Raw genomic sequence first — 13,421 nt, 5'->3', positions numbered from 1 at the left:
GATATAGTGGTGTATAATTAGTTGTATTTATTCAGGTAGTCCTGCAGGCCGCCTTTCATGCCAACGCCTACTGCTTCAAACTTCCATTCGTCGTTGCGTTTGTAAATTCTTCCGAATTCAACGGCTGTTTCAATAGAGAAATCTTCTTCCAGTTCGTATTTCAGCAACACCTCGTTGGTAACCGGGTCGAATATACGTACAAAGGAATTCCTTACCTGGCCGAAGTTCTGCCGGCGTGCTTCCGCATCATGGATGGTAACCACCACGCATATTTCGGTGATTTTTGAATCTGCTTTGGACAGGTCAATCTTGATCTGTTCATCGTCGCCACCGCCATCGCCGGTGAGGTTATCGCCGGTATGCTCTACGCTGCCATCGGGCGATACCAGGTTATTGTAAAAAATAAAGTGCTGATCGGATAAAATCTTTTTATTCTCTCCCATTACAAACAGGGAAGCATCCAGATCGAAGCTGGTGCCGGTAGATGAAGCATTCGCGTCCCAGCCCAGGCCAATTACGAATTTGGGCGCATTAATTGTTTGCCGCTGACCTTTTTGCAAATTAATTGCCATGTTGTATGCTTTTATGTTTTCTGTTAAATAAGTAATTTTTAATAAAATTCAGATTTTTCTGGTACACTTCTATCGTATGATAACCGTTTCCCAGGGCCATATTATACAAAAGATTTACGAATTTATCTGTTTGATTTTGCAGGAAAATACAAAATGAATCAAAATCGTAGTTCAAAATATACTTTACAATCCGTGTATTAATGAAAAAGTGTTCCCCCTGAATAATCTTTTCCAGGTGGAATATTGACTTTACAAAATGATAGTTCAGGTGGTTTTCAATGTTGGGATGAATGCTTTTATTCTGCAGTTCCGCATAATAAAGCAGGTACACATCATTGGAAAGGTCGTATGCATCTACCATTTTCAGGATCATCCTTTCATGGCCGCCCGTAATTTTGATGTCGTCCAGGAAAATTACTTTCTTCCCGATAAGGAATTGACGGTCGATGTGGAAGCTGTCGTTGCCGATCAGCTTTAGCCGTTGCTCCGCATCCAGTTCGCCGTAATCCTCCTTGTAAGTAATGGTACGATGCACTTTGGTTTCCTGTAAAACGGGATGCCCATGCGCCGCCAGCCACCTGTTCAGATGAAAAACGAAATAGTTTTTCATGGCAAAGGTAGCCGTTGGAATGAACGAATACGGACTGGAAACCACTACAAACTGCGGTACTTCCTGTCCTTTCAGGTGATGCTCAATAAACCCTTCCGCCAGGCTGGTCCCGAATTTTTCGGCAACGGCATCGTCCCCGAATTTAAAACGGCTGTAGTCATCGGGGCAAAACCCGAAATGGCCAGGATGGGTGATCTTATGAAGTGAATAGGTTGTTGTCATCAGTTAAGTAAACTTGAAATACATTGATTATTGGAGTTGACCAGTAAAGTACGAATGCCTGTCACCTGCGCCCCGTTGATATCTGCTTTTACATTATCGCCAATATGTATGATGTTACTTAGCGGGATTGCTGTATCATTTCTTACTGTTGCCACGTTTTCCAGCATGAGGCGAAACATTTTTTCATTGGGTTTCGACATGCCGGTTTCATCTGAATACAACTGGAAATCGAAAAAGCGCTCCAGTTCCAGCTCCTGTAATACGCGTCTTAACGTGCTGCCTTTTATAAAGGCCGTATTACTGAGTAAACTGATGGTACTATCGGACGATTCTTTTATCCTGCGCAATGTTTTCACTGTTTCCGAGCAATAAATAACCGGGAGGTATTTAAGCACCAAGGCGTCCATCTCCTGGTAAAGTCCGGCCAGATCAATGTTTCCGAAGTCGTTACCGTAATCATTTATTTCACTGATCACCATGAGATACATTTCTTCCGCATCAATATTGCCGCCTGTTTTTTCATTGATGGCATTGCATAGCAGATCTGTTTTGCGGAAAATACGGCCTACCTCTTCCAGCGTTTTTTGGTGTTGATTGAAATGGTTGTAAAAAAAGCGCGTCCTTTCCTGTTTAAATAAAGGATTCGATTTTATTAAAGTTAACCATAGATCAAAAGAATAATGTTGGTATATGTTCATGTACTTTTTATAGCATTTACGTCACGCCGGTAATTGTTAGTTGGTTCGGTTCCCTGTAGCAGCATACCTGTAAAGGTTAATCCAATGTGGTAGCGTAACATTAATATAAGTAATATTTAGTTGCTCCCGTTTAATCTTTTTGTTACCAAATCAGTTTGTTATGGGTTAATACTAAAAAAAGCCAGCATATTGCTTTTTTTCAAGCTCCTAATATAGGATTTTATCTTTCACAAAAACCCAAAACGATCTGTTAATGTATTGGTAATAAAGTAAGTTGGTTTTTAAGTTATCTAGTATTCTTTATGCAATTTCATGCGGCTAAGCTACCAAAAAGCAGCTATTCTTCACCTGTGGAAATTCTCAGGCGGCAGGTGCTGTATTTGGCATACTCTGTGAGCCCGCCCACGGTGAATGCCAGGCTGTTGTCTTTATCTGCCTGCCACGGTACCACCATTTTAACATCCGTTTACAATTGTTTAAAATCCGTTGACAGGTTACCGTAGAAAGATGTGTTAACTTATCTACCAGAACAACCAAAACTACATTGAGCAGCAATTGCCTCACCAGGGGCAGTTGCTTATAATTGAAAACCCGAAACCCCCTTTCATTAATTCATCTTAAAAAAAAATGTATGAAAACTTCATTGTTTGCTGCAGCATTCATTGTGCTGGGCATACTGTACGGATGCGAAAAGAAAAGCGCTCCCGGCAGTGATCTTCAACCCGTTCCCGGAAAAACAAACCTGCAGGTGTTAGCCACGCCACCCGCCACCTGGCAGGAACATTGGTTTGAACACGTGCAGTTGCTGAACCGCGTTTTTTATGATACCAGCGTAGCCGTGTATTTCGATAACGACGTAAACAGCAGCATCACCTGGCCCAATACCTATCTTGCGCAGGTGTGGAACTATACCAAAAGTACCTACGGCGCTTTTGGCGATGATTCCCGCCTTTTTGTAATCCTGCATTCCGGTAAATATTCCGGTGGCCACCCTTCTACGTATATGGATGCCGGTCATGATTACCGCAACGTAATAGATGTAGGTTCCTCCGATCCCAATGCCTGGATCTCCGGTGCCGGCAACGACATCGACCTCACCACCCATGAAGTGGGACATATCGTGGAGGGGGCTTCCAAAGGCGTACACGGCTCCCCGGCCTTCGGCATCTGGCACGACAGCAAATGGATGGAGATTTACCAGTATGATGTATACCTGGCGCTGGGCCGCAGCGCTGATGTGACCCGCTGGTACAACATGAAGATCACCCAAACAGATGCTTACCCCCGCGCAGGTACCTACTGGTTCAGGGATTGGTTTTATCCGATCTATAATAACTACGGCGGTGTAACTGCACTGAATAAGTTTTTCGCACTGCTGGCGCAGCACTTCCCCAAGCAAACCTTCAACAACGGCATCACCACTTACCCCGAATACACCCGCGGGCTTAACTTCGGGGAGTTTGTACATTACTGGAGCGGCGCAGCCAATAAAGACCTGAAGCAACTTGCACTCACCGCCTTTGGCAATAAAGACGAACAGGGCAACGACTGGACGGCACAACTGAAGCAGGCAAAAACAGATTTCCCGGGCATCACCTATCCGTCGGACGACGTCACCGGTTCAGGCACTATTACCGTGAGCAAGGAAAACAACGGCGGCGCCTCCGCAGCAGAAGGCTCCCTGAAGCTCACCGATAATGTATACAGCACCAAGTTGTTTGTAAACGCCGTGCCTACTGATTTCAAAATGCAGCTGCAGTTCGCCACCGGGCAAACCGTAAAATCATATACCCTCACTTCCGGTAACGACGCCATAGACCGCGATCCCAAAAACTGGCAGCTGAAAGGCTCTGATAATGGTATTACCTGGACTGTACTGGATACGCAAACCAACCAGGTATTCAGCGCCAGGAATCAAACCAGGCAGTTTGTTATTCCCAATACCACGGCGTATAAGTATTATGCGGTGTATGTAATCGCCACCAATGGCAGCGTGGATTTTCAGCTAAGCGAATGGAGATTGTTTAAATAAACAGGAGAGGGCTGTTGCTGTAAAAAGGAACAGCCCTTTATTTTCGTAGGCGGGTAACCGTTATTTCATATCCTCAAACCGGCGCAGTATTTCTTCCAGTTGCTTCCTGGTGAGGTCAATATTCATCCCCTGCGGATCCAGGATATTTTTGGCCCTCAGTTCTTTCAATGTCCTGTTAAAACTCCGGGTAGTAATACCCAGGTAAGCCGCCATATCCTTTTTTGGAATAACAATATCCTGTTCCGCTTCCAGCGCCAGCAGGCGAAGCAACGCATACTCCACCGGGTATAGCTGCTGGTAAGACGCACGGATACAGGTTTGACGGATACGGATAACCAGTTCTTCCAGCATCAACCCGTTGAACTCCGTATTGTTGAGCAGCAGCCAGCTAAACAAGGTATGCGGAATGGCATACACCGTTACGGGCGTAATGGCTTCAATATTACAAAGACATTTTTCTTTCCTGATCCCTTCCAGGTCCCCCGTAATTTCGCCCTTGCCCAGGAATTCGAAAATATAGTCTTTCCCGTTATCTTCTTCGATATAACATTTTGTAATACCTTCCCGTATAATATAAACATGGCTGATGGTATCGCCCTGGCGGATGAGCCGCGTACCGGCAGTGAAGGTTTTTATCGCCACCGCTTCGCTTTCCCTGCCGCTGGCAGTGAACCGTTCCATGAAATGAAGAAAAGCAGGATTAGTCCGTAACATATTTTTAAGAGTGAGACAAATGTCCCGATTTATAAACCGCCGGTTTCTATTTTTGCACCCGGAAAAATGTAAAAATAACAATGATCTCTGATATTAGCGTGATCGCATTTGATGCCGATGACACCCTTTGGGTAAACGAGCCATACTTCCAGGAAACAGAAGCCCTTTTTTGCGGCCTGCTGGAAGATTATCTGCCGCATCATACCGTGTCGCAGGAACTGTTTAAAACGGAAATGGCCAACCTGGAACTCTATGGCTATGGCATAAAATCTTTTATGCTCTGCATGATAGAAACCGTGTTGCGCGTATCTGAAAATACCGCCAACCCGGAAGTATTCCATAAAGTGCTCCAGTACGGAAAAGAAATGCTGGATAAACCCATTGTACTGCTCGACGGGGTGGAAGACGTGCTGCAGGCGCTCTCCGGCAAATACCGCCTGGTAGTGGCCACGAAAGGCGATCTGCTGGACCAGGAACGCAAACTGAGGAAATCGGGCCTGGAACATTATTTCCATCATATTGAAATTATGAGCGACAAAAAGGAGCGCGACTACAGCAAATTAATAAAGCACCTCGACTGCCGCCCCGAAGAATTCCTGATGATGGGCAACTCGCTGAAATCGGACGTGTTGCCGGTGCTGGCATTGGGCGGTCATGCTATCCATATTCCATATCATACCACCTGGCAGCATGAACACATTGACCATACCATTGAAGATCCCCGTTTTTACCAGTTTAATACAATGGCAGACATCCTGCCGCACTTAATATCATGAAACAATTATTAGACCTGGATACCTGGGCGAGAAAAGAACACTTTAATTTTTTCCGCCAGTTTGAGGAACCTTTTTTTGGGGTCACCACAGATATCGACTGCACCACTGCCTTTAACAAGGCCAAAGCCAGCGGGGATTCCTTCTTCCTAAGCTACCTGCACAAATCACTGGCAGCCGCCAATGAAATTACCCCTTTCCGTTACCGCATTGCCGGCGACGAAGTATGGGTGTACGACCAGGTACACGCATCGCCCACCATTAACCGGCCCGACGGTACTTTTGGTTTCGCATATATGAATTTTTATGAAGATGCTGCTGCGTTTGAAGCCAGCAGCAAAGCGGAAATTGAAAGAGTACGTCAAAGTACAGGATTGATCCCCGCTGTGTCAGGAGAGAATGTGATCCATTATTCCTCCCTGCCCTGGATTAATTTTACCGCAGTATCCCATGCGCGGAGCTTTTCGTTTAAAGATAGCTGCCCTAAAATTACTTTCGGTAAAGTGAAAGAAGTGGGAGCGCGGAAAATGATGCCGGTGTCGGTACATGTGCATCATGCGCTGATGGATGGGTTTCATGTGGCGCAGTTCCTGGATGGGTTTCAGCAGAGGATGGAAGAATGAATATTTGGAGCATAGCCGGAATTGTATAGTTTGGTAGCATAATCAGATTGAGTCAGCTAAATACTGAAATAAAATCACGTAGTTAAAAATTAATATGTATTCCTGGTAGTGCGGGGTTACTTCCCGGATACTTCTGGGTTACTTCTTGGATACTTAGGAGTCGTCTATGCGTTGTATTCCCCATACAGTTCCTATACAGTCCCCATACAGTCACTATACTGTTACCATACACTCCCCATACACTCCCCATACACTTCCAATACACTTCCAATACACTTAGGGTCATTTTTACCGGCTCATATATCGGTTTTTGAGAATATCAGATAGCGGCAAATGTGGTCAGGCCTCCGCCAGCTTCAGTAGGGCGATCAGGTTGGGTCGGCTTCCCCAGGCTTTAACCGATGTCTTTAGCGGCGTAACGGCGTTTATCCGCATAACAGCCGCCAAAGAAAATGATCCACAGAACCCGGGAGTGGCATCTGGCCAGTTACGCAGGGGTATTGGATTTTAATAAAGACACTTGTCAGGCCTGGAGAAAGCCCCAGCTTTTCGCTCAAGGTCCAACATCGCCTGTAACGACTTCTCCGGCGCGCTTGTAGCTGGCTATAATAACCCCTTTTGGTGTCACATGGCTTTCTGTTAAGGTAAATGCTGCCGGGATCGTGCCATTTTCGAACAGCTTTTTTCCTTCACCAAGAATCACCGGGTAAATTTTGAGCCGGAATTCGTCCACCAGGTCGTGCTTAAGTAACAGCTGAATGAGCTTACCGCTTCCCCAAACCTGGATGTCAGCACCCTCCGAATTCTTAAGCTTTTCGATGTCTGCCAGGCCTTTGAGGAAAAAGGTATTTTCCCAATCTGATTTTTCCAGGGTTTCCGACAGTACGTATTTGTTGCCATCATTGATGCCTGGCCAGAAGTCGGCATGTTGAGGCCAGTAGGATGCGAAAATATCAAATGTTTTTCTACCTAAAAGATATGCTGCCGGTTTCATTTCTTCTTTCATGATCTCACCAAAAACCTCATCACCATAAGATACCGTCCAGCCGCCATATTTGAAGCCGCCTGATGTGTCTTCCTGGGGGCCGCCCGGGGCCTGCATTACACCATCTAAGGTAATCATTGATAAAACAGTTATTCTTCTCATACTATTATCGTTTATTGTTTAAAAAAAGGTTTTGCTATGATTTAAGGTTTGCTTTCAAAATGCCTGGCAACATCTCTTATTATAGTTACTTCAAAAAACTATCCAGGTAACCCAATATTGTTTTGGTCTGCATCATCAGGCTGACATGGCTCTGCGAAGGAACAACGGCCAGCTGCGATTTAGGCATTACTCCAAAATCAGCACAGATGGCGCCTCCCAGTAGCTGATATGTTTTTATCAACTCAATTTTGTCCAGGCCATCATTGTCGCCCGAGATCAGTAATACAGGCGAACTGATTTTCGCAATATTGGCGTCACCCATATTGAATGGTACATTACTAAGAGCAATCATCTGTTCCAGGAACTTGGTCCATTTTGTTTTATCAGGCGCCACTGCATCGTATGCGGCTTTCATAGGCGTATTTGCAAAAAGTTCTGGCTTCATTGCTTTAAACGCATTGTTTACTTCGGGTAGCCAGCCATCACTTTTATAGGTAGAAGAAATGATTACTAATTTTTTTACCCGTTTAGGGCTTTGTATAGCAAGTTGATAAGCCACGGTGCCACCAAAACTATATCCAGCTACATCAGCACTGTCAATTTTCAGGTAATCCATTACTCCTGCTACATCACTGGCCAAAGTAGCACGCGATAATTTTCTATCTGAATACTGTGTACGTCCATGGCCCTGCAATTCAATGGCAATTACTTTCCTGGTTTTTGACAGCTCAGGGATTAATTCGCCCCAGTTGGTACCAATGGTCATAAAGGCGCCATGTAATAAAACTATAGGCTGGCCTTCGCCATGCACTTCATAATACACTTTGATGCCATTAACAGGCACGTAACCACTGTCGGAAGATTGGGATTGTCCGTTTGAGGAGGATGCTGCAAACATAGTAATCGCAATGAGTATGATTGATTTAAGAAGATGAGGTGTGCGGAGTAAATTTTTCATAAGGTCGTTTAATTGATAGTTTGAATTTTATTGACAATACAAAACTAGCATCCGCTTCAGGATTTGACCCGGGGGGAAAACGACAACTTGAGGGATGAATTCCGACAAAATGTACGCATAACAGTTTGGAATGATGTTATTACATCTTCGGAGAAAGGTTTTTTTCTTCCCACCTCTATTTGTAGCAATTTTGCAACACTTCCGGTCTCCTTTTTATTTCATAAACCCACTACCATCAGGCGCTTCCGGTCAGGCAGCCTTTTTGCGGTACCACCCGCAAATTCAGGCACATTATTTAAAATCATGCTTTATGAATAAAAAATTGCTGGTTCTGGGAGCAGCTGCGTCTGCTGCCGCGGCATATTTGCTATACAACAATACTAAAGTATCCATTCCCAAAGGGGCCAAAGCCGTTTCTCCTTTTGACCTGGAGAAGTACCTGGGCACCTGGTATGAAATTGCCCGGCTGGATTACCGGCTTGAATATCATCTCAGTAATGTTTCAGCTACCTATTCATTAAAGGAAAACGGAGAAATAAAAGTGGATAACAAAGGATATGATACGAAGAAATACCGCTGGAAGGAAAGCGAAGGGAAAGCCGCGTTCGTAAACGGTCCCGGTGAAGCCCGGTTGAAAGTATCTTCCTCCGGTCCGTTTTACGCAGGCTATAATGTAATTGATATCGATGAAAAATATCAGTATGCGTTGGTAGCGGGAAATAACCTGAACTATATCTGGATTTTATCACGCACCAAAACGATTCCTGAAGACATTAAAATCCGTTTCCTGGCGACGGCTGCAGCATTGGGATATGATACCGGCGCGCTTATATGGACTAAACACGATAGTTACGTGGGACTGAGTTAAAGCCGGCGGAAAAATAAATTAGGATTTACTAAAAATATTAGTATTTTTGTTTCAGAAAGCAAATGAATAATGTAAAAAAGCCTTGAGAACCATGCTGTAGTGGCCATCAGGGCTTTTTTATTTTATGTGGGTACTAACTATCTTAGTATCTTCCCTGGAACGTTAAATTCAGTTCATGCATAATCCCCTGGCGCTGCTCTCTCCCGAATTAGTGATGTCCTTAGCAAAGCATGGCTTCATTGCTTTCATAAGGCAAAGCTATCCGCGTGGGAAAGATCATTTTGATCCGGATACCATAGAAACCTTTCTTATCACGCCCTATAAAACTCTTGCGCAGGCAAATGAGCACCTGCTGCACATTTCAGCGGATCATAGAAAAGGCATTTATCATGCCGCCAACCCGGAAGAAATGGAGAAGCTGATGACTGCCGCCACGCAACCCAAAGGATATAAAGTGTATGTGGCTTTGCTGAAAGTCAGGAAATGGAAAGGTACCGCGCAGTTGCAGGAGAAACTTAAAAGTTACCTGCAAACAAACACCAAGTGGAAAGTAAAAGATGGGGCTATAGTGGCCGATCTTTACCTGCATTACGGAGAACTGATGCTGAAGCTGGTGAACCCGGTGGGGGAAATCAGGTTGCCTTTAAGCGAAGTGGAAAGATACTAAACAGGGTACCGGTGATAAAAACTGCCCGGTACCCGTAAGGAACAGTTAGCAGTCAAAAGTCCTGATTACCGTAGTGGTAGGATGGGTAGCCTTTTTCTGCTGTTGATCAACGGGTGTAACACCGGCATTTAACCTGGCCACTTTAATTGCGCCCAGCTTCATTTTTTGCTCATTCTTCTTTTTCATACGAATATGTATTTAGTGAGTAATTGCTTTGAGTTGTTTTTTAGAGATGGCCAGCATTGATTCATAATACCTGCTGAGGAAATGATAAATCACCAGTTCATGTTTACGCTGGTTGGATAACAGGATCCTGTTAAGGAACATATGAATATAGCTGCAAAGGAGGTCGTCGCGGTTGGCAAGCTGTACACCCGCAAGCTGTTGCTGTATTTGGGCAGAGCGGGTCTGAAAACAAGCCACCGCTGCTTCAATACCATGTTCGCCATCCTGCAGGGGATCAAGCACACTGCTCACTTTCCGCATCTCTTCCCGGTATTTGTCGTTGAGCTGCACCAGCAGGGTCTTTTCACCACCAAATTCATCAAAGAAACTTTTCTGGAGCATTTTTAACAGGGCTGATTTGGCAGCGAGCGTATACCCGAAATCATCCAGTAGCATGTCCACACCTCTTAACGCCAGCATCCAGCGGTAGTTTTCGCCTTCTTCTTCTTCCAAAAGATCCAGGATACCGATTACGCAGGTACTGTCGTAGTGAAACACCGCTTCACTAAATAGCATAGTACTGGCACCATAGCGTTCAATTTCTCTTTCGTAAGTATCTGTTTGAATCCGGTATATACTATCAGTAGCCAGTACCGCGTGCAATCTTTCCAGCACCGTACTCCAGAAATGCGGGTTAGTGCTATGATGGAACCTGATCCGCAGGTGATGTTCGGGATCGGTGTACCGGATAAAAAACCATTGGTCAATGATGTTTTCCTGCATCAGCTCCTGCGTTAACGGCAGGATCTTTTCTTTCAGGATATTTTCCGCGCTCCGTGTGCCGGCGTATAGTTTAACATACAGCCATTCGCTGCCGGTACTGAATTTTCGTTGAGGGGTAGCCGTATGTGCGGTAATTATTTCAGTTGTTTGTTTTTTTTCTTTTTCGGAAGATATATTCCTGAGCGGAATAATAAATTCGTTCGTATGCGCGCCATCGGGCCCGTTGATCCAGCAGTTTTCAGGTGTATGAAGAAATTCCTGCAGGGTTACCTGTTCTTTTTTAAGCAGAGTGGTTACCAGCAGCTGCACTGCCACTTCATTTTCCAGGTCGGCGGGCAGTTCATTGTCGCCTTCCTTCACTACTACATAGCGGGGGAGTTCCAGCTGGGTGCGGATCTCCCGGAAAATTTCCATATACTTTTCCGGGGTTGCTTTAGCCAGCGCCGGGTATGTTTTTTTGTGCAGCATCCAGGTGCTTTTGCTGAGGATGATATTGCCGTATTGCACGCGCGGGTAAAAGGAAACCTCACCGGGGATCTGCCAGTGCCAGCCGATGCCGGTATGATAGTCCTGGAATTGCAGATCGCAGAGGAATTTATATACCGGTAGTCCCTGCCGGTAGTTGTGCGCGGTACTGAGCCGTGGTACGATGATTTTATTCAGCCGCCGGGAACGCAGTACTACTTTATTACGCTGTACGCTCACCATCAGGTCGGAGAGGTGCAGCTGGTATTCTTCCGGCGCGAGGCTGTTGGCGAGATATACAATTTCGTACTCCCGTAGCCGTGGCCGCATCAGGATATTGCCTGTCCGTGATTCGGGCAGGTGAATAATTTCTGCATAGATTTTTTCCGGGTCGCTGGCTTCTTCTGCTTTTAAGCAGGCTTTTACATGGGCGGCGAGTTCTTCATCACCATGACAAAACCTACCCAGCAGGTTAGCCGCTGAAGGGCCGCTGCAGCCATTCATATCAAAGAGGTAGTCGCCGTTATCAATAGCGGCGGCGCTGTTGCTTAAAATGCTTCCCATCAGGTACATGCTGTGTGGGAGGGAAGGCGTTTCCTTTTCCCGGAAGCTTTCCAGGTGGTCGCGGGTGAGGGTGATCACTTTTTTATTTTCCTTCAGGCACTGGTGCAATTGCTGCAGCTGGAAGTCCTGCAGTTTACTGCGGGTGCTTGCCGTTGCGGTATTACGCGGCGGAACGTGTATATGATCTACCAGCGGTGTATGATCTGTATTGCTCTGGCTGTGGGCGCCATAGCCGATACCGGCTTCACTGTCCAGCGCCAGGCTGAGCGGAATTTCCTGTTCTTCATACCGTTGCCGGAAGGCATCGCAAAATTGCCGCAGGTCACTGTTGTTGTCGTTGCTGGCCAGTTTCCAGAGCTGTGCCACCTGGGCCGACAATTCATTGATCACAGTATGGCTCAGGGTGTTTTTTTCGGTGGAAAGAAACAGGTCGGTTTGTACCAGGTCTTTGTTGCTGGTTTCCGTTAACAGCGACTGCACCAGTTCATGTGTGGTGGTATACTTGGCGGTGCCTGTTTGTTGCCGGTTAAGCATACTTTGTATGGCTGTCAGCAGGGCCGTTGTTTCCTCTGTATGATCCAGGTTTTTCAGCCGGTTTACCAGGTGTATAAAAAACTCTTCGCCGGTAACGGTGGGTTCCAGTTCGCTTACCAGCAGCTGGTTCTGTAATAGTTCCTCCGTAAAGGCCGCGGCTTCTTCAGCGCTGATATCTTCTTCTTCGCTTACAATGCTATTGCGTATATCCGTTAGCGTAGCGCCGGTACTGGCTGTTTCCAGCATTTTTTCCAGGTAGCTGCTATAGTTTACGGCCGTGAGGTAATAATTGCGGATCTTATTTTTAACGCTGTAGGCCGCGTAGCGGTATTGGGTGCCGGCAGCGTATAAAGAGTTGTTGGGATAATACAACAGTTGTTCCCTGATAGCGGGTACGGCGGTAATGGCGGCAGTCAGCTCTGCCACGTAGTTCATGTCGAGGCGGCAATGCTTTTTATGTAACTGTTTATCGTTCAGTTGAATAGCCGTATGATCAGATAACCCGCCGGTGGCGCAGCCTGCAAAGAGGCCGTAAGGCGTGCACCGGCTGCTCATCCGCAGCAGGTAGCGGTACAGTGCGGATGCCAGCTTCTGGTTTTCGCTGTCGGTGGCCAGCCACTTCTGCAATTCCTGGTATAACTCCGGAGAGGCGATATAGATAGCTTCCTGCAGGAATTCGTCCCGGAAAATAGCTTTGATAACAGGAGCAAGGGAGGCGTGAGAGATATGGTGTAACTGAGTGACAATATTCACCGGTAATAACGGTGTTCTTACCACATAGAAGTTTTCAGCTCTGATCATGGCGCAAGGTCAACATTAAAAAAATGAAGGTAATTTTTTCTGCCACAGCAAAGTATCACGTAAAACCGGTAAAAAAGATGTTTAAACATGGTTATCTGAAAAATCACGTTTTTACGTGATCCCGATATTCTTACTTTCTCCCTACATTTATCATCAATCCTGTAATCTTATAAAAACCTGTATTTCGGATGACCCTATAATATTACACCTGCCAAATCTTATTGT

13 protein-coding genes are annotated in these 13,421 nt (G+C 45.7%); 5 read left to right on the top strand and 8 right to left on the bottom strand.

Translation table 11 applies throughout. The features are described 5' to 3' along the window. Window positions 1-17: 17 nt before the first annotated feature. The 3 genes from PV783_RS20380 to PV783_RS20370 are packed head-to-tail and all read right to left on the bottom strand — an operon-like array spanning window position 18 to window position 2,102. Window positions 18-572 (bottom strand): TerD family protein, encoded by a 555-nt coding sequence (locus PV783_RS20380; RefSeq protein ID WP_079472957.1) that lies wholly within the window; start codon window positions 570-572, stop codon window positions 18-20. Further along, the gene (locus PV783_RS20375; RefSeq protein WP_420989364.1) at window positions 562-1,404 is read right to left on the bottom strand and encodes a phosphoribosyltransferase family protein; all 843 of its coding nucleotides are present in this window, start codon (window positions 1,402-1,404) and stop codon (window positions 562-564) included. The genes PV783_RS20380 and PV783_RS20375 overlap by 11 nt, the downstream gene beginning before the upstream one ends. Next, window positions 1,404-2,102, bottom strand: a complete 699-nt coding sequence (locus tag PV783_RS20370) for an HAD family hydrolase (protein WP_079472959.1) — start codon at window positions 2,100-2,102, stop codon at window positions 1,404-1,406. The genes PV783_RS20375 and PV783_RS20370 overlap by 1 nt, the downstream gene beginning before the upstream one ends. Window positions 2,103-2,733: 631 nt before the next feature. Here PV783_RS20370 and PV783_RS20365 point away from each other — a divergent pair. Then, window positions 2,734-4,134 carry a hypothetical protein gene (locus PV783_RS20365; RefSeq protein ID WP_420989363.1) on the top strand — a complete coding sequence of 467 codons (1,401 nt, stop codon included), beginning with the start codon at window positions 2,734-2,736 and terminating at the stop codon, window positions 4,132-4,134. 60 nt (window positions 4,135-4,194) lie between these two features. Here the strand turns inward: PV783_RS20365 and PV783_RS20360 are convergent, their stop codons facing one another. Continuing rightward, window positions 4,195-4,848, bottom strand: coding sequence for a Crp/Fnr family transcriptional regulator (locus tag PV783_RS20360; protein ID WP_079472960.1), 654 nt, complete (start codon window positions 4,846-4,848; stop codon window positions 4,195-4,197). An 80-nt stretch (window positions 4,849-4,928) separates the two neighbouring features. Between PV783_RS20360 and PV783_RS20355 the strand changes: the two genes are divergently transcribed. Both PV783_RS20355 and PV783_RS20350 read left to right on the top strand, forming a co-directional pair. Next, window positions 4,929-5,624 (top strand): HAD family hydrolase, encoded by a 696-nt coding sequence (locus tag PV783_RS20355; protein ID WP_363439574.1) that lies wholly within the window; start codon window positions 4,929-4,931, stop codon window positions 5,622-5,624. Then, a complete protein-coding gene (locus PV783_RS20350; protein WP_079472962.1) occupies window positions 5,621-6,244 on the top strand; it encodes a chloramphenicol acetyltransferase in 624 nt (207 codons plus the stop codon). Before PV783_RS20355 ends, PV783_RS20350 begins: the two co-directional genes overlap by 4 nt. 553 nt (window positions 6,245-6,797) lie before the next feature. Here the strand turns inward: PV783_RS20350 and PV783_RS20345 are convergent. Next, on the bottom strand, window positions 6,798-7,391 hold the full coding sequence (locus tag PV783_RS20345; RefSeq protein WP_111579770.1) for a dihydrofolate reductase family protein: 594 nt from the start codon (window positions 7,389-7,391) through the stop codon (window positions 6,798-6,800). Window positions 7,392-7,476: 85 nt separating this feature from the next. Further along, the gene (locus PV783_RS20340) at window positions 7,477-8,349 is read right to left on the bottom strand and encodes an alpha/beta fold hydrolase (protein ID WP_420989362.1); all 873 of its coding nucleotides are present in this window, start codon (window positions 8,347-8,349) and stop codon (window positions 7,477-7,479) included. Window positions 8,350-8,659: 310 nt separating this feature from the next. Between PV783_RS20340 and PV783_RS20335 the strand changes: the two genes are divergently transcribed. Continuing rightward, window positions 8,660-9,217 (top strand): lipocalin family protein, encoded by a 558-nt coding sequence (locus PV783_RS20335; RefSeq protein ID WP_363439586.1) that lies wholly within the window; start codon window positions 8,660-8,662, stop codon window positions 9,215-9,217. A 175-nt stretch (window positions 9,218-9,392) separates the two neighbouring features. Further along, entirely contained in the window at window positions 9,393-9,884 is a 492-nt protein-coding gene (locus tag PV783_RS20330; RefSeq protein WP_420989361.1) for a hypothetical protein, read from the top strand. A gap of 45 nt (window positions 9,885-9,929) precedes the next feature. Here the strand turns inward: PV783_RS20330 and PV783_RS20325 are convergent, their stop codons facing one another. Next, complete coding sequence (locus tag PV783_RS20325) at window positions 9,930-10,070, bottom strand: hypothetical protein (RefSeq protein WP_159454460.1); 141 nt, start codon at window positions 10,068-10,070, stop codon at window positions 9,930-9,932. Window positions 10,071-10,082: 12 nt separating this feature from the next. Beyond that, on the bottom strand, window positions 10,083-13,196 hold the full coding sequence (locus PV783_RS20320; protein WP_420989360.1) for a lantibiotic dehydratase: 3,114 nt from the start codon (window positions 13,194-13,196) through the stop codon (window positions 10,083-10,085). Window positions 13,197-13,421: the final 225 nt, after the last annotated feature.

Origin of the sequence: Chitinophaga sp. CC14 (assembly GCF_048957795.1) — a bacterium.
Taxonomy (GTDB): Bacteria; Bacteroidota; Bacteroidia; order Chitinophagales; family Chitinophagaceae; genus Chitinophaga; species Chitinophaga ginsengisegetis.
The sequence above is the reverse complement of the archived record's forward strand: the minus strand, read 5'-3'. Positions and strand labels throughout refer to the sequence as shown.

Excerpts from the sequence above, each read along its gene's own strand:
- PV783_RS20375 (WP_420989364.1), bottom strand. The coding sequence starts at position 1,404 with ATGACAACAACCTATTCACTTCATAAGATCACCCATCCTGGCCATTTC.
- PV783_RS20335 (WP_363439586.1), top strand. The coding sequence starts at position 8,660 with ATGAATAAAAAATTGCTGGTTCTGGGAGCAGCTGCGTCTGCTGCCGCG.
- PV783_RS20340 (WP_420989362.1), bottom strand. The coding sequence starts at position 8,349 with ATGAAAAATTTACTCCGCACACCTCATCTTCTTAAATCAATCATACTC.
- PV783_RS20320 (WP_420989360.1), bottom strand. The coding sequence starts at position 13,196 with ATGATCAGAGCTGAAAACTTCTATGTGGTAAGAACACCGTTATTACCG.
- PV783_RS20330 (WP_420989361.1), top strand. The coding sequence starts at position 9,393 with ATGCATAATCCCCTGGCGCTGCTCTCTCCCGAATTAGTGATGTCCTTA.
- PV783_RS20325 (WP_159454460.1), bottom strand. The coding sequence starts at position 10,070 with ATGAAAAAGAAGAATGAGCAAAAAATGAAGCTGGGCGCAATTAAAGTG.
- PV783_RS20370 (WP_079472959.1), bottom strand. The coding sequence starts at position 2,102 with ATGAACATATACCAACATTATTCTTTTGATCTATGGTTAACTTTAATA.
- PV783_RS20345 (WP_111579770.1), bottom strand. The coding sequence starts at position 7,391 with ATGAGAAGAATAACTGTTTTATCAATGATTACCTTAGATGGTGTAATG.
- PV783_RS20355 (WP_363439574.1), top strand. The coding sequence starts at position 4,929 with ATGATCTCTGATATTAGCGTGATCGCATTTGATGCCGATGACACCCTT.
- PV783_RS20350 (WP_079472962.1), top strand. The coding sequence starts at position 5,621 with ATGAAACAATTATTAGACCTGGATACCTGGGCGAGAAAAGAACACTTT.
- PV783_RS20365 (WP_420989363.1), top strand. The coding sequence starts at position 2,734 with ATGAAAACTTCATTGTTTGCTGCAGCATTCATTGTGCTGGGCATACTG.
- PV783_RS20360 (WP_079472960.1), bottom strand. The coding sequence starts at position 4,848 with ATGTTACGGACTAATCCTGCTTTTCTTCATTTCATGGAACGGTTCACT.
- PV783_RS20380 (WP_079472957.1), bottom strand. The coding sequence starts at position 572 with ATGGCAATTAATTTGCAAAAAGGTCAGCGGCAAACAATTAATGCGCCC.